This is a genomic window from Tolypothrix sp. PCC 7601 (assembly GCF_025677855.1).
Taxonomy (GTDB): Bacteria; Cyanobacteriota; Cyanobacteriia; order Cyanobacteriales; family Nostocaceae; genus Aulosira; species Aulosira diplosiphon.
In genome coordinates, this window is the sequence record NZ_CP064879.1 from 8,571,062 (window position 1) to 8,594,990 (window position 23,929).

The following is a 23,929-nucleotide window of genomic DNA, read 5'->3' on the forward strand; positions in this document are numbered from 1 at the left end:
GAACCCTCAATGGTTGGACATATTTGGTTCTGGAATTTTAGTTCATGCTCTTTTGGGAAAAATCGCGATCAGCTATGCTGGGCGGTGACGCGATCGCTATAGTTCAGCAATGCCAAAATGCTCTAGCACCATATCGGCTGTTTCCAAAGCACCTTCGACCCAGCCCTGAGCATTTGAATAAGCTTCGCCGCAGATATATAGTGAGCAATCAGCAATCGGTTGGATAATCTTTTGCTTTACTTCCCAACTTTTGACACCGATGTTCCAACTATTCCATCCACCGCCAAATGGGTCGTCGCCCCAGTCGCGGAATGCAGCCGCCTCTACCTTTGGTGTGTAGGTCAGACCGTGGATCTTTGCCAGTTGGCGTGCAACTTCTTCAACCATCGGCGCTGGTGCCACATATTTATCCCACTCGCTATCAGACTTTTTCTGGCGATCGCCTAAGAATGGATTGTTCACGAATTCTGCAACCTTCTTGTGCTTTTGCCAGGCCTGTCGCCGACGTGGACGCAGGCCGTCCCAGAAGCCGATGTTTGTCCCATCGTCATAACTTGCCATTAACATCGCCGACCCATCAGTTGCCGCCGAGCCGTCATCTTGAGGCCAATAATAGGTTTGTCGCACTGGTAAGTCTGTAACTGTTCGTCCAGATTTGACCCCTGCTGCCAGCCACCACGGATTGTTATAGGTTGTGAAGAGTTTGAAGAGTGGACGCGGTGTGACGCTGGCGATTAGATCCTGAATCTTCAACAGAGGCGGGCTATTCGGCGCAAGCAGATCCAGTGAGCGGCGCGGCATTGCCAGGATTAATGAATTTGCTGTCATCTTTTGGTTCTGGATGTACACTTCAAAAGTGCCGTCTTTCCAATCGAAGCCGTCGATCTTCTTATTTAGCTCAATCACACCTTCGGCGCTACGGAAAAGCGCCGCTAATGATTTCGGCACTTCCTGAAAACCCTTCTTAAAACCCTTATATTTCGAGTTAGTACCGAAATCGGAGAGATACCAGGGAATTGCATCAGCAGCGTTCCAATTAGTGAGTGTCGAGTTGTAGCCACCGGCATCGACACCTAGTTCGTAGGCTTCGCCACTGATGACACGGATTAGCACATTCCAGAAACCTTGTTCCCATAGTGGCCTTTCACCAAAGCTGGCATTCTGCGCCATTTGTCGCCGTTGGGATTCATTCAGGTTTGGATCGGTGATTCCTGGGACAATCTGCTCAATTGCATTGATAATGATGTTGCCTGCTGAATGACCGCGCTCCAAAAATGAGAGATAATACGGCACTTTCTCAGGTTCATTGCTGAAGTCGGAAAGCCGCAGATAAACACCACGCAGATAAGCAATATTTTCAGGCTGATCAACTGGAAAGTCATATAACTCAATCTGCTGCTCTGCTGGAAGTATCTCGTTGAGCTTGTCGATGAGTTTGGTGATTAGGGGTTGTACTCCTGGAAGAATACGCATCCCGCCAAGCTCTGCAACCATATTTTTGATGCCTGGTGGTCGCACTGACAGTAAACGCCCACCGATGCGATCGCTTCCCTCGAAGACAACAATCTTCTTATGTGGATAAGCTTCTTTGAGCCGCCATGCACTGTAAACACCCGATACACCACCTCCAATGATCGCAATATCGATATCAGCCATGATTTTTTATCCTCTATTCATGCTTGGTTTAGAAAATAATCAAAAGTCGATATTATGTCCTCTTAATTCGCATCTACCCAAAGTTGGTAGTATTCATATGCCAGCTTTAGACCTGTACTGAATGTCACTCTTGTTAAGCGCAAAACAAGAATAGATGAATGTCATTTAAATGTAGGGGCGTAAGGGGAAGAATTATGAAAGGCTGACTATTACAACCTAATTTAATCAGGTTACTAGCTATGTATTACTAATCAATTAACATACTATGTTTTCACCCTAAAACTCCAATTGTTTGCAGAAATTTAAAATCATTACAAAACTTTGTGTTCTTTATTACTCCCAGTTCACTCATTTTTTGAGGAGTTAGGAAAATAAGTATACCGAAAGGCATATTTCCAAAAATGAATAAATCGGTATAGGTTCAGAATTATGGCAACTGAACCCATAATTACAAACCAACGAGTCGATGATATATCCGTACCAATACTTGTCGGTTAAGGGGAAAAGGGGAAGGGGAAAAGGGGCAATAAAAAACCTTTAACCCTTACCCTTTCACCTTTTCCCCCAACCAAATTAAAAGTTGAAAATCCTTAACCGAGCAGTATTGATATCCGTACTTCTGACACAAATACAGAAGATGGGTATAAGTCAACGAATTTTGGATTTTAGATTTTGGATTTTGGATTGACCCCGACCACAAGGGTGCAGGGCTTAAGGATTTTAAATTTTGGATTTTGGATTTTGGATTTTGGATTTGTTCCGTCCACTAGGGACGGGGCATGAACCAAAAAATCTAAAATCGGCAATCTAAAATTGGCACGGTCAATACGATTCAGTTAAGCCTGTGAAAGTCTTGTAGTGCCATTCCAGTCTCAAGGTTTTTGCAAATTAAATATGGTATGGGTTAGACGTTGTGGTGCGGTTCGTTTTTTGCGGCATTTAAGATCATGCGGGTAAGGTTGACTCCGTTTGCCCCTAAATTCAGAAAGATCACAGCACCGACTAGAATGCCCTCAGCAATGGGATGTTTGACAACATCTAGTTCTTCTACTGCCTTGCCAATTTCACTCAGGGTCGCAATCCCATGTTGAGCAAACTTCATCTCAACGTCCCGTTTCGCATGGTCATTATGCTCTTTCTCTGCCTCATTCAGTTCGAGAACCAAAATCGGGATCTCTAACACTAGCTCCAGTAAAGTATAGATGGCATCCACGACAATGCTTGCTTTGTCAAAGTCCTTGTCGTCTTTTGCAGCAGCAAAGAAACCATCTTTTACGATGGCGGTCAGGTTCAGCACCCCAACACTCATCTGCACTCCATAACTTGCTTTATTGGCGGTATAGGGGAAAGAAGCAATAATAATCGGTAGGCGGAAGGCGAGGTGAAAGATTGCATATTTCACCTTCGCCTCTTTTAGAGCATTCTCTTTGCCAACGAGCGGTTTTCCTTCCTGATTTTTTAGCTTCGCCATCGCCTTGTACGCAAGTATATCGACAATAGTGGTACCTAAGCTGCCGATGAGGAGTAGAACCGCAGTTGTATAAGTCCAGTTCCGTAAGTCTTCCCCAATTTCGGGCTTACTCTCTTGATTGCCATTTTCAACCAATGCCGTCGCCACTGTAGCAAAGCTAGCGACCGGACTGATTGGAATTGCCTCGGAGCGAATACTTGCAGGCATCACGGAGCGAATTGCCGCTGGACTAACGATACCAGGAGTTGAGGGGAGAGGCAGTTCGGTGACAGGGGGCATGTTAAACGGCACAACATAACCCTGATCAAAAGGCGCTTTGCCCAACACTAATTTCATCCCAACGGTAGTCGGAATTGCCATAATCAGCATCATGGCATCTAGGGCAGATAGATCCTTGCCTTTGGTAATCATTTTGTAGAGAGGAGACAGCAACGGGATATCGATCGTCTCATTTACACCTGTCTTTAGAGCCGAAAGGATATCAACGAGCAAATCCAGCAGCTTGGTCAAGAAAATGCGAATTGCCTCAATCATTCCTTCGAGGATATCGCCACCCAGTTGTGCCAGAATCTTATTAAACGAAAGGTCATCGTCATCATACAGACGCTTTAGATCGGTGGCAATTTGAGAAATGGTCGTCTCGAAGTCGTTGAATTCTTCCAGGATTGTGTCACCTGCAAATCGGGCAACAGCATTGGTAAGTTGAACTACCCAAGGGCTATCTGTATTTCGCTGATCACTGCCTTCCAGAATATTACCTTGAAGCAATTGAGCCATGCCCCAATTGCCAACCGGACTATCTGTGAAGAAGGTGAACACTTTTTCAAACCCATTCCCGTTATCTCCAGAACGGGCAGCGGATTGTCCTGTATCTGATATCTTTTGGGCAGATGTGGTTCCAATTTCAGAAGGGTAGGGCTGAATCTTTTTCAGTTCGCTCAACAAATAATCGCAAAATGTATTGATATAGTCTTTGAACAGGCTGACTTCCGACTTGCCAAATTCGATCAGGTTGTTGGCAGCATTGACCAATACCTCATGCGTGACTAGGATGTCATCCCATTCAAAGAGAAAGCCTAACCATTCCAAAATTTTCATCAAATCGATGCCGAATAGCTCTTTGAGTACCCAACTCAACGCTTTGACAACTTGCTCGACCACATCGATGGCGGTCTGAATTACAGACTCACCGAAGTCGATCACCAGTTCCAGGACTCCCTCAGCAGTCAGATGCATGAAGAAACTCTTGGGCTTGCTCTCCAGCTTTTTGCCGAAGTGCTCCAGAACATCCCCAATGAACCAGGTGAGCGGATTTGCCTCCAAAATCTTGCCAATGGACTCGATCGCATGGGGGCCATCGGAGAAATTTAGGGTGCTGTCATCCCATGTAAAGCCCCAGGCATAACTGTTCGGTAGTTTATTCACGTCGATTTTGTTCTCGGCTTTACCAGATGGATTCAGCTTTACGCCTTGATTTGCTAGGTGTGCGTGAGTTGAATCATCAAAGGTAATTAATGCCAAGTCTGTAATTTTGCTCAAGACTTGTGTGGATGCTTGAATATGGGAAGAGTCCGCATATTTTCCTTGTAGCACCTTCTGTCCCTGCTGATCTCCATACTGGAACGTGGCATTTGCCAGATCGTCAGCCGTCATGTTTCGCAGCCCTTGGTTCAATGGCGCAGACGAGTGTACGTCAAACCCTGTGGTTAAGAAATCAGCTTTGACATGAAGAATGGGGGCTGCAATATCTTCAATTTTTTGAGTAATCGTCACAACACCCATTTCATCAGGTACAACGTTAATTTCATGATTGGGCGAGATGATGTGCGATCGACCATTAATAGTGACATAGCCATAGGAAGAGGCACTGATCTTCAGCGGATTGTTAACGAGCTGCTGGGATGTATTGCTAGATTTGACCTTGATATGAGTTACGTAAGCTTGATACGTCAGCATCGTCCCGGTGCTGTGAATCCCAATCTCCTGCGTGTTCCACAGCGTGCTGGATTCGTCTCGCCACATGTATTCCAGCTTGCTGTCATTGGTCACAATAAAAACATCATTGACCTGATTTTGAGCATCGCATAAAGGTGCAATTTGCGAGACATTGTTCAACAGAGGAACAGGGGTTGTCCAAGCTTGTGCATCATCATTTCTACCTTGCACAAACACCAACTGTTCATTTTCATCCATCGCCCAAATAGAAACTGTATTGCCTGCCTGTGAGAGGATCAATTCACTCGCACCTGGTACAGCATTGCGATCGGCGATAGTGACATAGGTGGGGCTACCGTGGGGAGGAGTAACGGTTCGGTATACATACAATCCATCTCCTGCCGCATAGACATCTGTATTCTTGCCGTCTTTGCTAGGGAGCGTGCCAATCGCTTGCAAATTTGGGGGTATATTTTTGTAGACAATGTCAATCGGTTGTGGCATTTGTGCCGTACGAAGACTGGTGAAGGTTAATACTTTTTCTGCCCCAACGGTGTAGAGTGCCCAAGTGCCACGCACGCCGAAGGTTCCTACTGCAACATCTAAGATTTTGTCTGCATTATGGGGAATGGGGTAAGCTTGCCAAATCCAACTGGTGTTAGAGAAATTTGAATTCACAAAATAGTGTTTCTCTTCCCCATTCACTTCAACAATTGCCAGAACGGTGGGTGTACCCTGACGATCGTTATTAGTGCCCAGTTTGATTTGAGTAATTTGCACACCTCCAAGATTGTCAGGACGCTCTACCCACACTGTGGAGAGATCGTCCCAATTTGTCTTAGATGGATCATTCGATAAATCTTTCGTCAAAAACAGGATATTGTTTTTTCCTGGGGCATTGACTGGCTTTAGGGCAACCGCAATCCGAATGGTTCCGTTGGCATCTTGGGACACCGCCATCGCTTGGGCTGTGGCATTCTCGCCCATGTAGGAAAAGCTTTTATGAATACCTGGACGTAGATCGATTTGCTTCCACCCTGCTGCATTACTTGGGTCACGTAGAATTAGATAAAAACCTGAATCTGACCCAATTGAAAAAATCATTGGTGCATTATTGCGATCGCGTAAAACCGCAATTCGATGCTGAGGATCGACGGGCATTCCAGCCGAGTGGTCTTTCATGATCTCTGTGGAAACAGAGAATTCCAACTCACTATAGCCGCTTTCAGGTGTAGCATCAATTTGGAATTTAGCTGCCGTAGTACTTAGCACAGTCATCTCCTAATTTTTGGAACTGGTTTGGATGAGGCGATTAATCAATGAAATTTTTGCGTCATCAAAGTTATCTAGAGCAAGCTAAAGCTGAGGGTCTTGGTATCTTAGTCGTTCTGCAAGATACTGAATCCTCTTTCCTCAGCTTTTTTAGCCAGATGACGCAAAAGGTCGAATTAAAATGACATCTCTTGCTTAAGGGGAAACCTGAGTATTGTAGGAGAGATGAACCTTCATATTTTTCTCGTCTGTGAAGCTGACATCTTTGTAGACAAAGACGCTGGGTGCTGGCAGAATCACCTGCTGTTCAAGTTGACTCAGTGTATTGTGTAAATAGGAGGTCAGGGAATCAAAACTATTGTTAGAAAGGGAAGTGTAGGATTCATCTACACTTTGGAGCCAGCTGTTATATCCACCGTCAAACAAGTCAGCAAACTCCGCCAGCCAAGATTCATCATGCCCGCTGTCCTTGTTCCCTTTCGTGGTTTCTGACCACAACTGAATTTTGCCGTTTGTACCTGCTTTCATGAACAGCTTGACTTCCCAAGGCAACTTATCATACTGCCAAGCAGTTGTTTCGATGCCAAGTGGCTTCTCTTCCAAATCGGCTCTGTAGTAGTAATACCCACTGATATAAATGCCTGGGTAACTATTTCCCTGTGAATCGGTGATGCTTTGTCGGATCTCAGCCACAGCATAAGTTTGGCTGCTATAAGTTGCATGGACATCGACTATTCCTGAGTCTGCATTCTTATAAGTCTTTTTCACATCAGGTGGACTAAATTCGTAAACCCATTTAACATCTTCGCCTTGCCGCTGCCAATTGCCATCACCCCGGATCGCATGTTTCAGCGCAGGCAAAACTTGGGTTTCAATCCACTTGGAACAGACGATCTCTTTCGCCACTAACCCTGTCCCAGAAAACTCATTTGACTCAACCAGGTTGTAATTGAATTGTCCACCTTGGGAAGAGGGGGTTGTACCGTCAGTCATTAACAGAAAATTGAGGGTACTCAGACCTGCATTTTCAGGCGCGATCGGCTTAAAGCGATGGGAGGAGAAAGTCGATCCGGTTGGCTGAAAGATTGATGACTCGTTGAATGGAGCGTCAGCTGTGTAGCCTAGAATGTAGGGGTTATCGGTTTTTTGCTGATCCAAAATCCAGGCACCCAGCATCCCAGAGAAATTTGACTTTAGGAACGAACTACTAGTTGGGATATTTGACAGTCCCTCATCGTAGGTCGTCATATCCGAGTTTTGGAAGTCCAGGAAGATGTTCTTCACCGTAAAATCGGATGACTTGAAGTTAGAGAGCTTGTCTTGGATACTGGGAGGAATTGATTTTTTATCTTTGTAATTTTCAGCGAGCAGTGCGATGTTGAGCTGAACTTTGAAGGCGAGCTTCCAAGTGGTTTGGTCGATGTTATTCGGGTCTGGTGTGAGATTGGTTTCTTCAAGCTTGGCATTTCTTCCAAAGCCAGTATAGTACTTAATTTTTCCGGAAGCGAACTTGACGACAAAGTAAGCGATCGCGTTAGATGATTCATTGGCGATGATCAGGTCAGGCTGATCGATGACACCATCAAACTCTAAGCCATCATTGTCCAAATTTCCAAATTTCACCTCATTTGAGATGAAGCCCATCGAAAATAACCACGTTAATTGTGACTGAAGGGTGTCCTGCGTGATTGCCCAGACCATATCGTAACCAGTTAGAGCATCATTGATATTGTTAGCCATATAAATCTCCTGAATAGATGGGGCAGATAATAGTTAGAACTAATGCTGTTAATGTGCTGCAGTTTTTGTTTTGCCAAAAACATAGTACTTATGCTAGTTAATTGAAGTAACTCATTTAACTCTCTGAGAAGTTACACCTTGGACTTTTGCGGTTTATGCAAGCGAATAGTGAAATTCGGCATTTAACAGTCTCCTTTGCTGTTTATTTTGTGTAATTTAATCAGTTTTTTGTGCAGTACCCACTGGTGTTTTGGGAACGTAAATCTAATTTGCCTTTTTCGCTTTTGAATCACAATCGCAGTTTAGGCTTTTAAGAAAGAACTTAATATTTTTTTGTTATTTATCTCTCAAAACCATAGCCAGTAGTAATTTCGGAAATTTAACCTAATATGAAAAACTCCACCCACAAGGGGATGGAGTTTTTGGGCATGGGGAATCGGGCATGGGGCATGGCGAAGAAATTACCAATGCCCAATGCCCCAAGCAGCGGGGCGGCTGTCCCTCTCCACCCACAAGGGGATGGAGTTTCCCGCCGCTTTCAATGAATTTTGCTGCTTATCTTCCTTAAAGCCTGATCATAGGCTTTATCTTCTGATTAATTTAGTATTCAAAAAAACTCAAAACAGCCAGTTGTCAAAAGAGGCAGGGGAGTTTTTAGCAAGGGGGAAACTGAGATAGAGCTCAATACTGCTCGGTTAAGGATTTTCAACTCGGAATTTGGTTTGGGGAAAAGGTGAAAGGGTAAGGGTTAAAGGTTTTTTCTTGCCCCTTTTACCCTTCCCCTTTTCCCCTTAACCGACAAGTATTGAGACAGAGCTTGTACTTCGGTCACAAGTTAAAAGCGAGCGAATTTTGTCAATAGGTCTTTGAGTAGAAATAAATCTGTATAAGAATGATTTGATCGTTCGGTCTACTGATATTTGTAAAGCAGCTGCTCAATCCAATCGCCATCAAATACAAATTCGTAAATCCGGTTATGGACTCTTAATTTACCCTGCTGCTTGACTACCAAACCTGACAACAGTAATTCCTTTTCTTCTGGGCTATCAACCGCAGTTACCTCTTGTTGATGCAAAATTGCCTGATATAGCTTTAATATCGGAACAATATCAGATTCCAGATTCAGGAGGCGATCGCGTATAGTTTTTAAATGCTCAGGTTCGTCTTGAGCTTCCCAATTTTCTATTACCTGTGTTTGCACTAAGTTGTCTATGCAATCGGCTTCACTACCTTGAGGAATGCTTGCGGAGGAATTACGAATGAGTTTACACAGTTTTTGGGTGAGGAAAGGTTGTCCACCAGTCCAGGCTAATACTTCCTTTAGGACATTCTGAGCATTACCGACTCTTTCAGCTAATCCTTGTAATAATGGTTGGGCTTCGTGCAATTGAAAGCCATTCAATTGGATAGCTTGACCAATATTAAAAGGTGTGCGTTTTTTATCTTGAATTAATTGCGAGGGATTTGCTACTCCCAAAAAAACAAAAGTGAGCCGTTTATATTTGGGGAAGTCAGCGCGTTTGTTATAAAAATTGCGGAGGAGGACAAAAAAGTCATCTATTTCAAAGTTAAGATTGCTAACGCTATCAATCTCATCGATAAAAATTACAATATTATTTTGCGGAAGATTTTCTAAAACTATTTCATCTATAAAGTTACTAAAACGTTGCACAGGCGATAAAAAGTCATACTCGCGCCACCAAGTACGAATATTAACTTGATCGAGCAGATTTAAACTATTGGCTAATATATAAATGAAACCTGCATACCATTGTTCCATAGTTAGCTGCCGATTGCCAATTTCGGAAATATCAATAGCAGCACAGGCGAAGCCTTCGGATTGTAGCCTTTTCACGATTTGTACTCGCAAGCTAGACTTGCCCATTTGTCGAGCATTAAATATGTAACAATACTCTCCTTGCTTCAATGCTTTATAAAGATATCTATCTGCCTGGCGTACTACATAAGTAGGTGCATCTATTGGTAAACTTCCCCCTACCTGATATTCATAAGTGAAAGTTTGTTCTGCACTTCTTAATAAAGCATTTTCAATCACTAATTCAGCTTGCGTGGCTTTGAGAATTTCTAAAGTTTGGCTTAACTCCTTAGTTCGCTCTTGAACTTTTGTTTCTAAATTGCGGTTAGACTCAGCTAATTGCGCTGTTGCTTGCTGCAAAGCTGTATTTTTGAGAGCAAGTTCTTGGGTAAACTGAGTTCGCTCTGCTTCTGCTTGCTTACGTTGGGTGATATCTTGAAAAGCTGCGATCGCATAAATAATTTGACCTTTATGATCGAAAATGGGTGTTGCTAACACTTCCAAAGGAATAATTTTATTCCCTAGATGCAATTCCATATCATCAATAATCATACTTTCACCGTTTAAAGCTCTGACAATGGGTTGCTTTTCGGTAGGGTAAAGCTTTTCTGTTCCCTGTACGTAAGCTTGATATATGTGGGCTAATTGATTAGTTTTAGAATTACCAACAATTCCCTTACCTAAAATTTTTTGTGCAGTTTGATTAGCATAGTAGGGTTTTCCTTGGTTATCTATAACAAATATACCAATGGGTACAGCTTCCAACAGTTGCGTTAACTTTTTCTCACTTTCACGTAATGCTTCTTCTGCTTGTTGGCGTTCTTTGATTTCTTGCGTCAAATTTTGATAAAGTTGAGCATTCTTAATGGAAATTGCTGCTTGAGAAGCTAAAATTTTCAAAACTTCTAATCTCTCTGATGTGAAAGCACCAACAGCAAGATTATTTTCTAAGTAAAGTAGCCCAAAAAGCTCACCTTGGTGAATAATGGGGGTACATAATATAGATTTAGGTTGCTTGGCAATCACATAAGCATCTTGAGTAAATCTCCCCTCTTGAGTAGCATCAATTAAAATTACATCTTCTCTCGTTCTGACTACATAATTAATTAAAAAATTAGGTAGCTGTTGGCTGGTTTCAGATAAGACTGATTGGCACACTACTACTGAATTATCTACAGTACCATGGGCCACAATACATAGCTGTTCTTGTTGCTTTAAAATTAAAAACCCCGTTTGAGCGCCAGCATTCTCAATGACAATAGTCATTAATTTTTTGAGTAAATTATCTAAAATAATTTCACTAGCAAGAGTTTGAGAAGCTTTAATAATTGTTGTCGCATCTAATACTTCTGAATTACTGCTGGTGGTAGAAACATGAGCAATATTTTTTTTATCTAATCTTGCATCTTTTTTTGATACTAAAATTAGCTGCGGATATTTAGATTCTAAATCTTTGACTTTGGCAATTGCTCCCCAGCAAATATAAGCATAGTGTGCTTTGGTCATATAAGTTTGTGCAATTTCACGCCGTCCCAAAGCTAAGTAAAACTTTGCAGCCAATTCATAAGCTAGTGCTTCATCTTGGATATAACTATTTTCTTTAGCGCCAGCTATAGCACAATCATATAGTTCCATAGCAGCCTGTGTTTGTCCCAATACTCTTGCCTTTTCTGCCTCCACTAATTCATATTTATGTTGATAATTCATGGGAGCATGTTCAGCCCAGTATTGCATGATTTGTTGATTTTTATCTACTTGCCGCCAGTAATCTTGTAATTCATTCTCTTGTTTAATTTTGGATGCTAAATTATTACTATATTCAGCCAACAATGCTAGAGAATAAAACCAGTTATGCAACGTAAAACTAACATTGCTTTGGACATAACGAGCATAATCTGCCGCAATTCTGGCATATTCTATAGAATTTTTATAGTCTTCAAAAAGATAGCAAAGAAATAATTTATAAAAATAAACATCAAATAACGACATCAAGTTTTTAATTGACATCAAATAAGGCAAAACTTCTTCTTCGTTGATAATTTCACCAATTAATTGAGTTTTAACTAGAGATTGATTGAGTAAATTATCTACTGCCTGAGCGCATATTTTAGTGAGATAAAGTGGATGTTGTTGTTCAAGTTTATTGATAAAATTAATATAATCTGTCTGGATTTTAGCAACGAATTCTAAATGGTTCCCTACAAAGAAGTTATGAGAACAGTAAAAGTTTGCTGCATGACAAGCAAACTCAATATCGCCAACCTCTAGCCCACTTGCAATTATTTCATATAAATTATCTATAGTTGTTTTAATATGATTTTTTTTGAAAAGGATACAAATATTAATCGTAAGAAAGGCTTGATATTTAAATTGTTTAGCATTTAATTGCTCTGATATTTTTAAAGCTAACTGAGCCATTTGATCAGCCAAATTAATATTTGGTATTAACCAAGCTACAAGTGAACCGTAAATTGCATAAGCAGGAATCGATGGTAGGCAATTTCCATATTGACGAGAAAGCTCAACCATTGTATACAGGATTGGTAATGCTATCGGACTTTCCGCAAAACAAGCAGGAGCAAATAGAAGAATTAAAATCTCCATTGCTGCTAGTTTGTAGGGATTATTCATGGGTGATAGGCTGGCCAAATGCTCAATATTAAGGTTTTCTGGCGGAGATTCCACTAGATAAATCCCTAGCATTGCTAAAATATTTTGCCCAAGCTCTAAAACGGTATTAATCTCACTTTTAGCTAAATAAATTTTAAGTTTTACTTGGTAAAATTTCAAACTATCTAAGAGATTATTAACTTCTTTGATAGCTAAATTACATAAAAATAATGCTTGTTCTAAATTAGTATTGAGATATTCTGCTTCTGCTGTCTCTATATATAATTGTAAAATCCATGTACATTGATTTTCCCAACCATGAGGATGTATTAGTTGCAGACTAATATTCAAGTATTTAACAGCAGCTTCGTAAGCTGTAGCGGCTTTAGCCTTTTGACCAGCTATTAGATTTAATTGGGCTAATTCATGCTTTTGGCTTTGCGTTGTTAGTAAGTCAATTCCAAAGTTCAGTTGGTTAACTAAGGCAAAGATATTATCTTTTTGGCTTGCTGGTGTACTATTTTTTAGTAAAAGTTGACCAATTTTTAAATGAGTAGTTTTTCTATCTTGTTCGGGAATTAGAGAGTAAGCTGCTTGTTGCACCCGGTCATGTAAAAATTTATAGTTAATTTTGAGATTATTAGCTAGCAAACTATCTGATTCTGTCTCGGTAAATGCGAGAGGAATTTTGTAATTTGAAGATAAAGGCAAAATTAGACCAGCTTGCAAAGCACTCCACAAATGATTAGCTGCGATCATCTCTGAGCTTTCATTTACAGTTGCTAAAACTTCTAGGTTAAATTGGTTGCCAATACAGGCTGCTAACTGTAAAACTTCCTGTGTTGCTGGTGGCAATTTGCGGATATTTCTCGCAATTAATTCAACAATATTGTAGTCAGTAATACCAACAGCTTGAATTTGTTCAATGTCCCAATGCCAGTTATTGATAGCTACCTGATAAACTAGCAGATTTTCGCTATATAAGCTTTTCAGTAACTGAGTTAAGAAAAAGGGATTACCTTGAGTTTTATTGAATACTAACTCGGCTAATAACTCAAATTTGTTAGTAGTAGTCGCACCAGATAGTGTATCTGCTACTAATTGTTGGACATGGGTGAGTAACAGAGGTTTTACGGTGATATTATGCACCACAGTATCTGTTTGGCGGATCTTTTGTAGCGTTTGTATTAATCGGTGAGTAGGGTTGACTTCGTTATCTCGGTAGGCACCAATGAAGAATAAATATCGGCTACTATCATCTGTCATCAACAAGCTAATTAATTTCAAAGATGCAGAATCTGCCCATTGTAAGTCATCTAAAAACATGACTAATGGATGTTCAAGCTGGCAGAAAACATTGACAAATTGTTGAAAAACACGGTTAAATCGATTTTCAGATTCAGTACCGCCTAGCTGGGGAACATCAGGTTGTGAGCCAATAATTAACTCTACTTCTGGAATTACATCAATGAGGACTTTACCGTTAGAACCTAAAGCTACTAATAGTTTGTGTTTCCAAATAGCAATCTGCTGCTCATTCTCTGTTAATAACTGACGAATTAATTCTTGGAAAGCTTGAATTAAAGCAGCATAGGGAATATCCCGTTTAAACTGGTCAAATTTACCTGTAATAAAATATCCTCTAGCGGCAACAATAGGTTTGTGAACTTCATTGACAATGGAAGTTTTACCAATACCTGAATAACCGGAAACTAGCATCATTTCTGTTGCTCCCTGACTAGCTCGTGAGAAAGCATCCATCAGCATAGCAACTTCTTGTTCTCTACCATAAAGCTTTTGTGGGATTAAAAGTTGACTACCGCGATCGCGTTGACCGAGAATCAAATTTTCAATCTCTCCTGTAGTTTGCAGCTGTTGTAGGCAAGTTTCTAAATCGAATTTTAGTCCCTCAGCACTTTGATATCGTTCTTCAGCGTTTTTAGCTAACAGTTTCATGACAATATCAGAAACGGCTTGAGGAATCTGCTTGTGGACGTGAGGTGGTATGGGTTGTTTGGCTATGTGACAGTGAACTAACTCTAGGGGATCTTGGGTTGTAAATGGCAGTTTCCCTGTCAGCATTTCATATAAAGTTACTCCTAAAGAGTAAAAATCGCTACGATAGTCAATTGAGCGATTCATCCTCCCGGTTTGTTCAGGTGCCATATAAGCCAAAGTACCTTCTAATAAGTTAGGGTTACTGATACTTGGTTTCTCTAAAAATAGCCGTGAAGACAAACCGAAATCAGTTAATTTTACCTGTCCAGTTGCAACATTGATAATGATATTGCTAGGTTTAATATCTTTATGAATAATTGCGACTTGCTCTAAATCAATTAATGTTTCTGCCAGAGCGATCGCTATCTGCAAACACTCACAAATGTTTAATTGGCTAGAGAGGATAACTTGGCTTAAAGACTGACCACCAAAATCTTCTAAAATCAGTGCCAAACTATGATGGTAATTTTCTAAATTATAAGCTTTAACAACTCGCTCGCTGGTAATATCTTTGAGAACTTTATATTCATGCCGTAAATGAGTAATTTCTTCTAATGTAGGATAGTCAGAGTTGAGCAGCTTAATGATTACTGGCTGTTGTTTCTGTTGTTTATTGCCTCGGTAAACAACTGTTTCCGTACTTTCATGAATTTTTTCAAAAATTTCATATCCCGGTATAGTAATCATAAGTTGCACAATTCCTATTCTCTTTACTAAATTAGAGACGTTCTGAGAGAACGTCTCTACAGGATTTATACAGCACTTTTGAACTAAGTGAAGTACATCATGAGTAATGAGTAATGAGTAGGAAATTTACTTATTACTCACTACTTATTACTCACTACTTATTACTCACTACTTATTACTCACTACTTATTACTCACTACTTTTTCAATTAGTTGCTGTACCTTATCAACATCAAATCTGCTGTATGTATGCTAATTTATCCCCAGAAAATTATGTATTAATGTTTTCACAAGATTCAAAATGTGGGTACACTTCTTGTTCAAATAAATCCTGAATATCAGGATGTTTTTGAGATACTTGATGTACTAATTCCTGGTAATCTTCGCGCACATTAATATAATAAGGTGCTTGGCGGCGACCAATATTTGGTAACCAAGTAGTATGTAAGGTAAAGGCAAAATCTAGTGAAGGATGGGACAGTTTACATAGCGGGCCTTTGGATAAATGATTGGCATCAAAGAGCCAGAATTCCTTGTTATTTTCATACCATACTGTGCAGATGATATAACCATCAGTGGGTTTTTCAGCATAACGACGGGGGATAAACTGAGGTGAAGATGTGATATGTCCTGGAGGATATTGATAGCGATCGCAGATCGCTAGTGCTTCTTTAGATGAAGCATGAAGCCGAAATAAATAGGCAGGTATTCCCTTACCAGCCAAGTCCAGCACTTTTGCCAGAGGAACCTGCCTATTGCGGTAATTCTTATACAGGTTAGTAATAAATTGCGTCAGCAAGTCTTTCCATAGTCCAAAAGAACACCAGTAAATGTCTTCCAGGCGATCTAAAGGTTTTTTTGTTTGAGGATCTTGTTCTGGATAAGCATAGAGTTCTACACCCCAAGTACATTCAAAATCAGAAATAACATGTGACTCAACTATATCTCCGGTTTCTCCATTAATTAAATAGCGTCCCACACGCCCAATATCTGTTTCACTATTTTCCATCCCCCACAGATACGACGGTATAGGATTTTGGGGGTTGTAAGCAGAAACATCATATTGTCTCAGCCATTCAGCTAATTTCATACCGCAGATATGGGCGGCATGGAGTGTAATGTTTCCCTGCTGGTTGTCGTAGTCTACTAAAAAATGTGCTGTTGCCAAAGGCAACACAACTTTTTTTACTAATACTTCAACCTCTTGCTGATTAAATGCTGGAAATTGCCCTGCTTTCAAGTCAGCACGACGCACAATATAAACTAAAGAATCTGGCGAGGTAGGCCCCTCTAATAGGTCTCTGAGTAGTATTTCAGCTTTTTTATTTTCTGGCAAAGGGTTATTGAGTACTTGTTCTAATCCTGTGGCAAAGGCTGTATCCATAATCACAACATAATCTTTTGTCACCCCAATCTGATGTATACTTTGGTCAATTGGCACGGGTGAACCATCGGGTAAAATTAGCTTCCACCGTTCCAAAGCCCCTGCACCATCCCAAGAAATTAGATAAACAAAGTCATCAATTTTTAAGTTAGTTAGCTTCTCTACAAATTTGACGTAGAGTTGTAAAAACATTTGTAAAGATTGCGAGAAAAAATCAAAAATATCTTTGAGGAAATTTACTCGCAGAAATGAGGCAAGTGCAGTTAAAAACTCATCTATTTCTTGCGGAAGTTGCTCCAAGTCATAAATAAAAGGAATGACATCTAGAAAATTAGCTAATGATCTACCATAGTTAATGGTGAACATCTGCTGTGTATGGGAATCAAAAGCAGGATGAGCCGTACTCAAGAAGGGAGGAAAAGGTACATTATAACCATTGAATTCCGATTGCCATTCTTGATTAGTGCCAATAGGGGTAACAACTTCTAGGGTTTTAGTATCAATCTCATAAGGACGACCTGCATCATAAGTAATTAGTAACCGTTCCTGGGAATCTGAGCCAAATTTCATGGGGAGAAAAGCTGTGTTGAGCTGGTTACGAATACCCAAACATAGCGAAAATCTAGTCAGTCCATGATTACGAAAACGATATTTTTCATACTTTGAGTTGTAATGAGTTGCTTTGTCAGCATAGTAATCAGGTGGTTTGACAAGGCGGGTTGTCAATCTCACTTCATCCTGGGAATCAAAATCCAACCGATAAATCATGCCATCGCCACACAATAGAGAATCTCCATTGGGATAGGGAAGACCTCCAGAATTAACACTTCCTACGGGAGTAACCATGAATACATGGCCCTGCAAATCCTGAGGAAGATTTCCACAAATCTGCATTTGAATATCTGTGAGATCACATCGGCTAGCTTTCATGATTGATTTTGGCACTTTCGGGTAGCCTTGAAGATGTTGGCTCTTAGTTTCAATACATGACTCTTGAGACATGGTAATTTCCTTTATGGATTGGATTAAACAGCTAATGCTTGCTAGTTACTCAAAAGACCGCCAAAATATTTGGCATATAACTGACAGCTAGGGGTAGCTCGATTACCGAATAAATTTACTAATCCCATGCTTTGCAATTTGAATGCTTGCTCTAGAGGTAATTCCAGAGGTTTAGCAGCTTTGACAACCTCCGCAAAGGCAGCTACCAATTCTGGATTTTGTTGGAGGTTCCACAATTGTTGTTGCAGGTGTTCGCGGTAAATTCCATTTGCACTTAGAGCAGTTGATAATAATTTCTCTAAAGTGACACTTTGTTGCCATGAATTATAAAAAGCTAGTCTGACAAGATAGGGTTGTCCGCCAACCAAAGCCAATAATTGTTCTAATGCTGGCTCTGCACAGTTTAAACCATAGCGCTCGGCTAAAGCTTGAACTTGTTTGATGTTGAGGCTTTGTAGCTCAATTGGCAACCCCACATTAAAAGGTGACTTATTCACATTTAAGGGAATATGCACTTCGGTGGCGTGGGCCACTACTAACCGCAATTTTTTCCAAATCTCTCGATTTTTGGCTTCCTCATGCCAAGCACGTAACAAGCCAAAAAAATCATCAGCTAAATCAGGATATTGGAATAACCTATCTACATCGTCTAAACCCAGGACAATAGGGTTGGTTGTTGCTGTTAAAAGATACTGCTCAAAGTAAATTTTTGAGCTAATTTTGCTGCCAAAAATCTCATCCCAATAGTCTTTGAGTTGGTTTGGTACCTGTAAACCCAAACTGATACTTGCACAAAACCAACGCAAGAATTTATCTAAGTCTTGAAAAATTGCTTTATCAGCTAGCTGGAAGCTTAAAGAGACAGTGCGGTAACCTTCGTTGGCTGCAGACTCTAGAATTCTAGACATCAATGAAGTTTTTCCCATCCGTCTAGGGGCTTTGATGCGGATTAAAGCTCCAGGTTGCAAAATAGCTTTGTAACAATCAGCTTCAATCGGAGGGCGTTCTAAATAAAATGCCGAATCTAGAGGGACTTGACCTTCTGGGATCTCTGGTGTTGTTTCGATTCCGAGCAAGTTAATAGCTAAGGCTTCATCTTGGTGTTGTACTTCCGGAAATTCATAATCACTCCGTTCCAAAACGAGATTAAACGCCTGAAAACAGTACTTTAAGGTTTGCTTGTCTACTCCTACTTCACAAGCAAATATCTTCATTAATGTATCAACTGACAAACTTGTACGTTCATTCAATGCTTCAAGAGTATACCGATTACCTGAGTTTTCAAGCATCTCTGCTTCAGACTTAGCTGTTTGAAGTTTTTTCAATCCTTCAGGGGTTAGGAGTACACCACGTCTGCGTCGAGTTTTTTGTAAATACATCTTTCTTATCGAAGCTGGGCAGCAAAATTCACCTTAACTACATATGCTGTTTAGTATTTTCCTGAATTCAAGACAGGTTTTCTGAAATTGGCGTTGCATAATCAAGGGATGAAAAACTCCATCCCCTTGTGGATGGAGTTTTTGGGCATGGGGAATCGGGCATGGGGCATGGCGAAGAAATTACCAATGCCCTATGACGGCAGTTGCTTTAAGCCGGGAAACCCGTCCAACGCACTGCCTCCCCAATGCCCCAAGCGGCGGGGCGGCTGTCCCTCTCCACCCACAAGGGGATGGAGTTTCCCGCCGCTTTCAATGAATTGAGGTTTTATACTGTGCATTGTCCATACTGTGAGTCTACGGAGATTAGAAAAAACGGTAAGCGACGAGGTAAACGCTCATCACCTATGTGTTAAATGTGGTCGTCAATTTATCGATGTTTATAGTCCACCAAAAGGCTACTCAAATGAGGTAAAACAAGAATGCTTAACTATCTATTTCACTATAAGCCCAGCCTAATGCTTCACTGATTTGCCCTGCTAATTTTAAGGGACGGAAAGGCTTGGCAAAGATAGCAGCGACATCTAAGCCAGTAAAGCAATCTTGATCTGATTCTTGAACTTTGGCAGTTAGTAAAATCACCGGAATTTCCTGAGTAGCAGGATTAGCCTTTAATTTTTGCAGAGTCGTACGCCCATCCATATCCGGCATCATCATATCTAAAAGGATGACATCAACTGGTGATTTAGCAGCAATATTCAATGCTTCCTGTCCACAACAAGCTGTCAACACATTCCAACCAGCACCCAATTCTAAACCCAATTTTGCGATCGCCTGTACGTCTTCTTCGTCATCAACAATCAAGATATTTCTGCTCATGGTGCCATCCTTGCATGATATGTGATGCTGACTAGCTTGATAACTCTAGAGCTATTCTAAAATGCAATCGGGGAGAAATGGGGGAGATTAGAGCCGTAAGCAGATGCTAATTAGAGTCAGCTAAAGGTAAAAGTACGTAAAAGGTGCTGCCTTCTCCTAAAACGCTCTGAACCCAAATTTTACCGTTATGTTGCTGCACAATATTCCGACAAATAGCCAGTCCTAAACCTGTTCCGCCTTTGTTGCGGGAGTCGGATGCATCAACCTGTTGAAAGCGTTCAAAGATAAGTTGTAATTTATCTTCCGGGATTCCTCGTCCTTCATCTCGGAATGTAATCAAAAGGTAACTAGGTGCATCGGGTTGAGGCTCAATACTTTGATTTTCTGAAAGTGTGGCACCAATCCATACTGTATCCCCAGGTTCGGAAAACTTAATGGCATTGCTGAGTAGGTTGGTGAAGGTTTGCAACAGGCGATCCGCATCGGCCCAAAGTTCCACCGCTACGGGATTAACAATTAGTTTAACTTGAAGTTTATCTGCCATTGCTTGCATAGCTTCTGTGGCTGTAATCAGCAGTTCAGCAGCATTGCACTTGGCTTTACGCATGAAGATTTTGCCTGATTTCATCCGTTCTAAATCGAGAATATCGTTCACCAACCGGATTAAACGTTCAGTGTTATTGGTAGCAATGCTTAAAACTTTTTGTCCCTGTGCGGTTAAAGTTCCCAGCTGTCCTGAACCTAATAAATCTAATGCTCCCATTGTGGAAGTTAAAGGTGTCCGCAACTCATGACTAACTAAAGAGATAAACTCATTTTCTAGGCGTTTGCGTTCGGTGATGTCATTGGCAATTAATAAAGCACAGGGTACTCCCGCCAAGTCGATTAATTCGATGGAGAGTAAGATTGTCTTGAGTTCGGCAGATTTGGTAGAAAATTCAAATTCCAAATTGTACAGCGAACCACTTTCAGGTAAACGTTGAATTGTTTGGGCGATTGCTACTGTATTTTTACCTAAATCAAGTTCTGCGATGGTATGCCCAATTACCTCATCTACATTGTAGCCACTCATCTTCAGGAAGCTGGGATTAACATCAAGCAACCGCGCTTCTGAAATGGTGGCGATCGCAATTGGGTTGGGACTAGAACGAAAGACTTTGGCAAATTTCTCCTCAGCTTTGGTGCGATCGCGTATTTCCTGCTGCAATTGCTGATTTTGCGCTTGGAGTTGCTTTTGCAGGTTGCGAATCGTTAAATGGTTTTCAATTCTGGCTAAAACCTCTTCTAGTTGAAAAGGCTTGGTGATGTAATCTACCCCGCCAACTGCAAACGCCTTCACCTTATCCAGCACATCACCCAAAGCGCTGATAAAAATTACTGGAATATCACGAGTGCGATCGCTTGTCTTTAATTGTTGGCAAACCTCATAACCATTCATCTCTGGCATATTAACATCCAGCAGAATCAAATCGGGGGGAACTGCATTCGCTCCCCGCAAACCTGTAGAACCTTTAGTCACACTGCGAACTTTATACCCCTGTTCGGTGAGCATAGCAGATAAAAGATTCAGGTTTTCCGGTGTATCATCAATTACCAAAATGTCTGCTTTCGGAGAATTGAATAGCTGGGTGGGCATCGCAATATTAACTCTGAGCCAGAATCAGGCTCTTAATTATGAATAGAAATTTTACCGTTAATTCACTAGCTTAATAATCTTTTACGAATAACTTCTTCATATCTTGATTTTCTCCCCTATTTCTTCCCGATTTATTTCTAATCTGAAAAATATCAAATTAAGTTCATAGTTAATAGTTAACTTATTCAAGAACTAGGAGTAGCTAGTATGTCAAATTCACTCATGCATAAACCAACAGTTATAGCACCAGGAGAAGGTAACAAATTCTCTGTGCTAGGCGGATACTTTACCACAAAAGCAACTGGTGAAACAACTAATGGGGCTTGGACAATTTACGAATTTACAGACACAGAAAATAACGGCCCGCCTTTACACACTCATCCTTGGGAAGAAGCATTCTACATTTTAGAAGGTGAGGTAGAATTACAAGTTGGTAAACAAACCGTGACGGCAACACCAGGCTATTTTGTGAATATTCCTGCTAATATTGCCCACGCTTTTAAAATTCGTTCAGCTTTTGCTAAATTTTTAGTTTTTATTGCACCTGGTAACGCCAAAACTTTTTATGAAGAAATGGGTGAAGTGGCAAATAGCTTGACACTAGATATGGAAAAGGTGCAGCCAATTTTAGATAAGTACAATCTTAAATTTATTGCTTAAATTTGAATTTTCAACTCAATAATACTCAATCTCGTTTGCCATCAGTTAGTACAACTGCTGGCAATTTTTTTAGACAAAATCATCTTTTCTCCCCTAGTTCTCCCCGATTGTGTCCTAATCTATAAAACATCGAACTGAGGTTACTTTATGATTCACCATATTTCCTTTGCTGTTAACAACCCTCACCATGTCGCTCAAGTTTTGGCAGAAATTTTAAAAGCAGAAGCTGTTCCCTTTCCTCCTCATCCAGGTAGCTATATGGTTATACCTTTTGATGAACATGGTACAGCCATCGAACTTTATCCTTCCGGTACCCAATTAGAACCAGGCGAAGGCGATGGACAATGCGAATTTGTCCAAAATGCTACCTCTCCTAAATATGTAGATATTCATGCAGCTATTTCTGTACCTGCTATCCAAGAAGAAATTCAAAAAATTGGCGATCGCGAAGGTTGGCGCACTGTTCGTTGTACCCGTGAAACCTTTTTTGATGTGATTGAATTTTGGGTAGAAAACAGACTCATGATTGAACTGCTAACACCAGAAATGGCTACTCAATACTTACAATTTACAACTCACCCAGAAACTAAAAAAATGTTTACAGCAGAATTGGCATTAGCAAAAGTGTAAGTCATGTAAACAACATTGACTGAGTTGTTAATTGATTAAATTGTCAGCATTATACCGAACTTAAAACGTCTCTTCTGCATAGCAAGAAGAGGCGTTTATTATTTAGGAAATATCGTAAAACCTGGATGTAGGGGCACGGCATCCACAATCTTTCTGGAAAAACGACATTTAATCAGTGCCGTGCCCATTTATTTGGAAATATCACAAAATATTCAGTAATCTGGGCACGGCATCCATAAACTTTCGGTAAACCCGACATTTAATTGGTGCCGTGCCCCTACCATAAATAATATACTTGTTATTCATAAATATTACTGAACATAATTGGGATGACATTTAACCCCAAAAAACATCATCGCCGTTCTATTCGTTTACCAGGATATGACTATACTCAAATCGTCGTGAAATACGCGCCGATTTGTACATATAAAAAGCAATGTTGGTTTGGCAATATAGTTAATGGGGAAATGCAATATAATCAGTTGGGAGTAATTGTTTACAAGTTTTGGCAAGCTCTTCCGCGTCGTTTTTCTCACATTCAATTAGATGCTTTTGTCGTCATGCCAAATCATCTGCATGGAATACTCATTATTACTGATGCTATGGGGGCACGGCAATCACAATCATTTCCATCCGCAGATAATTTTTCTGATACCATGCCCCTACAAAATAAAAATAATCAAAAAGATGAACAGTTTGGTAAGCCTATTGCAGGTTCACTTCCTACAGTAATTCGGGCTTTTAAATCAGCCGTTACCAAACGAATTAACTTAATGCGAAAAACTCCATATCCCCCCATTTGGCAACGAGATTATTACGAGAGTATTATCCGCCAAGATAGATTAGATAATGTGCGTCAATATATTATAAATAATCCTTTGGAATGGGAAGAGGACGAACAAAATCCTAAGCGCCAACCACATGAGCAATTAGATTTAGGTTTATATTTTTAAATTTACATCTAAATTTACATCACTTTGAAAATCAAATACATAATTGTCATTATCTACAAATTTTTCCACCTTATTGAATATCATCTGTAGGGGCACGGCATCCACAAACTTGTGGGAAGAACGACATTTAATTGGTGCCGTGCCCATTGATTTGGAAATATCACAAAATATTCAGTAATCTGGGCACGGCATCCACAAACTTGTGGGAAGAACGACATTTAATCG

14 protein-coding genes and 1 pseudogene are annotated in these 23,929 nt (G+C 40.5%); 7 read left to right on the forward strand and 8 right to left on the reverse strand.

The window, feature by feature from the left end; genetic code table 11:
• Positions 1-96: 96 nt before the first annotated feature.
• Together HG267_RS34805 and HG267_RS34810 are read right to left on the reverse strand one after the other, a co-directional pair.
• A complete protein-coding gene (locus HG267_RS34805; RefSeq protein WP_045870158.1) occupies positions 97-1,656 on the reverse strand; it encodes a flavin monoamine oxidase family protein in 1,560 nt (519 codons plus the stop codon).
• Between the two features lie 904 nt (positions 1,657-2,560).
• On the reverse strand, positions 2,561-6,340 hold the full coding sequence (locus HG267_RS34810) for a hypothetical protein (protein WP_045870157.1): 3,780 nt from the start codon (positions 6,338-6,340) through the stop codon (positions 2,561-2,563).
• A gap of 41 nt (positions 6,341-6,381) precedes the next feature.
• Between HG267_RS34810 and HG267_RS34815 the strand changes: the two genes are divergently transcribed.
• Positions 6,382-6,519: a hypothetical protein gene (locus HG267_RS34815; RefSeq protein WP_155539202.1), complete on the forward strand. Its 138-nt coding sequence runs from the start codon at positions 6,382-6,384 to the stop codon at positions 6,517-6,519.
• 10 nt (positions 6,520-6,529) lie between these two features.
• On the opposite strand, the gene HG267_RS34820 is transcribed toward HG267_RS34815, so the two are convergent.
• Entirely contained in the window at positions 6,530-8,074 is a 1,545-nt protein-coding gene (locus HG267_RS34820) for a hypothetical protein (RefSeq protein ID WP_045870156.1), read from the reverse strand.
• A 389-nt stretch (positions 8,075-8,463) separates the two neighbouring features.
• Between HG267_RS34820 and HG267_RS34825 the strand changes: the two genes are divergently transcribed.
• A complete protein-coding gene (locus HG267_RS34825) occupies positions 8,464-8,619 on the forward strand; it encodes a hypothetical protein (protein WP_155539200.1) in 156 nt (51 codons plus the stop codon).
• Between the two features lie 365 nt (positions 8,620-8,984).
• Here the strand turns inward: HG267_RS34825 and HG267_RS34830 are convergent, their stop codons facing one another.
• The 3 genes from HG267_RS34830 to HG267_RS34840 all read right to left on the reverse strand — a co-directional run bounded on the left by HG267_RS34830 (position 8,985) and on the right by HG267_RS34840 (position 18,949).
• The gene (locus HG267_RS34830; RefSeq protein ID WP_045870155.1) at positions 8,985-15,185 is read right to left on the reverse strand and encodes an AAA family ATPase; all 6,201 of its coding nucleotides are present in this window, start codon (positions 15,183-15,185) and stop codon (positions 8,985-8,987) included.
• A gap of 270 nt (positions 15,186-15,455) precedes the next feature.
• Complete coding sequence (locus tag HG267_RS34835; RefSeq protein ID WP_045870154.1) at positions 15,456-17,570, reverse strand: carotenoid oxygenase family protein; 2,115 nt, start codon at positions 17,568-17,570, stop codon at positions 15,456-15,458.
• Positions 17,571-17,611: 41 nt separating this feature from the next.
• A complete protein-coding gene (locus HG267_RS34840; RefSeq protein ID WP_045870153.1) occupies positions 17,612-18,949 on the reverse strand; it encodes an AAA-like domain-containing protein in 1,338 nt (445 codons plus the stop codon).
• 108 nt (positions 18,950-19,057) lie between these two features.
• On the opposite strand from HG267_RS34840, the gene HG267_RS34845 reads away from it, so the two are divergent.
• Positions 19,058-19,270, forward strand: coding sequence for a hypothetical protein (locus HG267_RS34845; RefSeq protein ID WP_155539198.1), 213 nt, complete (start codon positions 19,058-19,060; stop codon positions 19,268-19,270).
• A gap of 11 nt (positions 19,271-19,281) precedes the next feature.
• Positions 19,282-19,444 (forward strand): annotated as a pseudogene (locus HG267_RS34850) (IS1 family transposase); the annotation flags it as partial.
• On the opposite strand, the gene HG267_RS34855 reads toward HG267_RS34850, so the two are convergent.
• Both HG267_RS34855 and HG267_RS34860 read right to left on the reverse strand, forming a co-directional pair.
• Positions 19,433-19,825, reverse strand: coding sequence for a response regulator (locus HG267_RS34855; RefSeq protein WP_045870152.1), 393 nt, complete (start codon positions 19,823-19,825; stop codon positions 19,433-19,435). The pseudogene HG267_RS34850 and the gene HG267_RS34855 sit on opposite strands and share 12 nt — an antisense overlap.
• A gap of 106 nt (positions 19,826-19,931) precedes the next feature.
• Positions 19,932-21,461, reverse strand: a complete 1,530-nt coding sequence (locus HG267_RS34860; protein WP_045870151.1) for an ATP-binding protein — start codon at positions 21,459-21,461, stop codon at positions 19,932-19,934.
• Positions 21,462-21,668: 207 nt separating this feature from the next.
• On the opposite strand from HG267_RS34860, the gene HG267_RS34865 reads away from it, so the two are divergent.
• From HG267_RS34865 to HG267_RS34875, 3 genes are all read left to right on the forward strand, one after another.
• On the forward strand, positions 21,669-22,121 hold the full coding sequence (locus HG267_RS34865; protein ID WP_081583995.1) for a cupin domain-containing protein: 453 nt from the start codon (positions 21,669-21,671) through the stop codon (positions 22,119-22,121).
• 147 nt (positions 22,122-22,268) lie between these two features.
• Positions 22,269-22,751: a hypothetical protein gene (locus tag HG267_RS34870; RefSeq protein WP_045870150.1), complete on the forward strand. Its 483-nt coding sequence runs from the start codon at positions 22,269-22,271 to the stop codon at positions 22,749-22,751.
• A gap of 329 nt (positions 22,752-23,080) precedes the next feature.
• Positions 23,081-23,704 (forward strand): transposase, encoded by a 624-nt coding sequence (locus HG267_RS34875; protein WP_045870149.1) that lies wholly within the window; start codon positions 23,081-23,083, stop codon positions 23,702-23,704.
• Positions 23,705-23,929: the final 225 nt, after the last annotated feature.

Excerpts from the sequence above, each read along its gene's own strand:
- HG267_RS34805 (WP_045870158.1), bottom strand. The coding sequence starts at position 1,656 with ATGGCTGATATCGATATTGCGATCATTGGAGGTGGTGTATCGGGTGTT.
- HG267_RS34810 (WP_045870157.1), bottom strand. The coding sequence starts at position 6,340 with ATGACTGTGCTAAGTACTACGGCAGCTAAATTCCAAATTGATGCTACA.
- HG267_RS34815 (WP_155539202.1), top strand. The coding sequence starts at position 6,382 with ATGAAATTTTTGCGTCATCAAAGTTATCTAGAGCAAGCTAAAGCTGAG.
- HG267_RS34820 (WP_045870156.1), bottom strand. The coding sequence starts at position 8,074 with ATGGCTAACAATATCAATGATGCTCTAACTGGTTACGATATGGTCTGG.
- HG267_RS34825 (WP_155539200.1), top strand. The coding sequence starts at position 8,464 with ATGAAAAACTCCACCCACAAGGGGATGGAGTTTTTGGGCATGGGGAAT.
- HG267_RS34830 (WP_045870155.1), bottom strand. The coding sequence starts at position 15,185 with ATGATTACTATACCGGGATATGAAATTTTTGAAAAAATTCATGAAAGT.
- HG267_RS34835 (WP_045870154.1), bottom strand. The coding sequence starts at position 17,570 with ATGTCTCAAGAGTCATGTATTGAAACTAAGAGCCAACATCTTCAAGGC.
- HG267_RS34840 (WP_045870153.1), bottom strand. The coding sequence starts at position 18,949 with ATGTATTTACAAAAAACTCGACGCAGACGTGGTGTACTCCTAACCCCT.
- HG267_RS34845 (WP_155539198.1), top strand. The coding sequence starts at position 19,058 with ATGAAAAACTCCATCCCCTTGTGGATGGAGTTTTTGGGCATGGGGAAT.
- HG267_RS34855 (WP_045870152.1), bottom strand. The coding sequence starts at position 19,825 with ATGAGCAGAAATATCTTGATTGTTGATGACGAAGAAGACGTACAGGCG.
- HG267_RS34860 (WP_045870151.1), bottom strand. The coding sequence starts at position 21,461 with ATGCCCACCCAGCTATTCAATTCTCCGAAAGCAGACATTTTGGTAATT.
- HG267_RS34865 (WP_081583995.1), top strand. The coding sequence starts at position 21,669 with ATGTCAAATTCACTCATGCATAAACCAACAGTTATAGCACCAGGAGAA.
- HG267_RS34870 (WP_045870150.1), top strand. The coding sequence starts at position 22,269 with ATGATTCACCATATTTCCTTTGCTGTTAACAACCCTCACCATGTCGCT.
- HG267_RS34875 (WP_045870149.1), top strand. The coding sequence starts at position 23,081 with ATGACATTTAACCCCAAAAAACATCATCGCCGTTCTATTCGTTTACCA.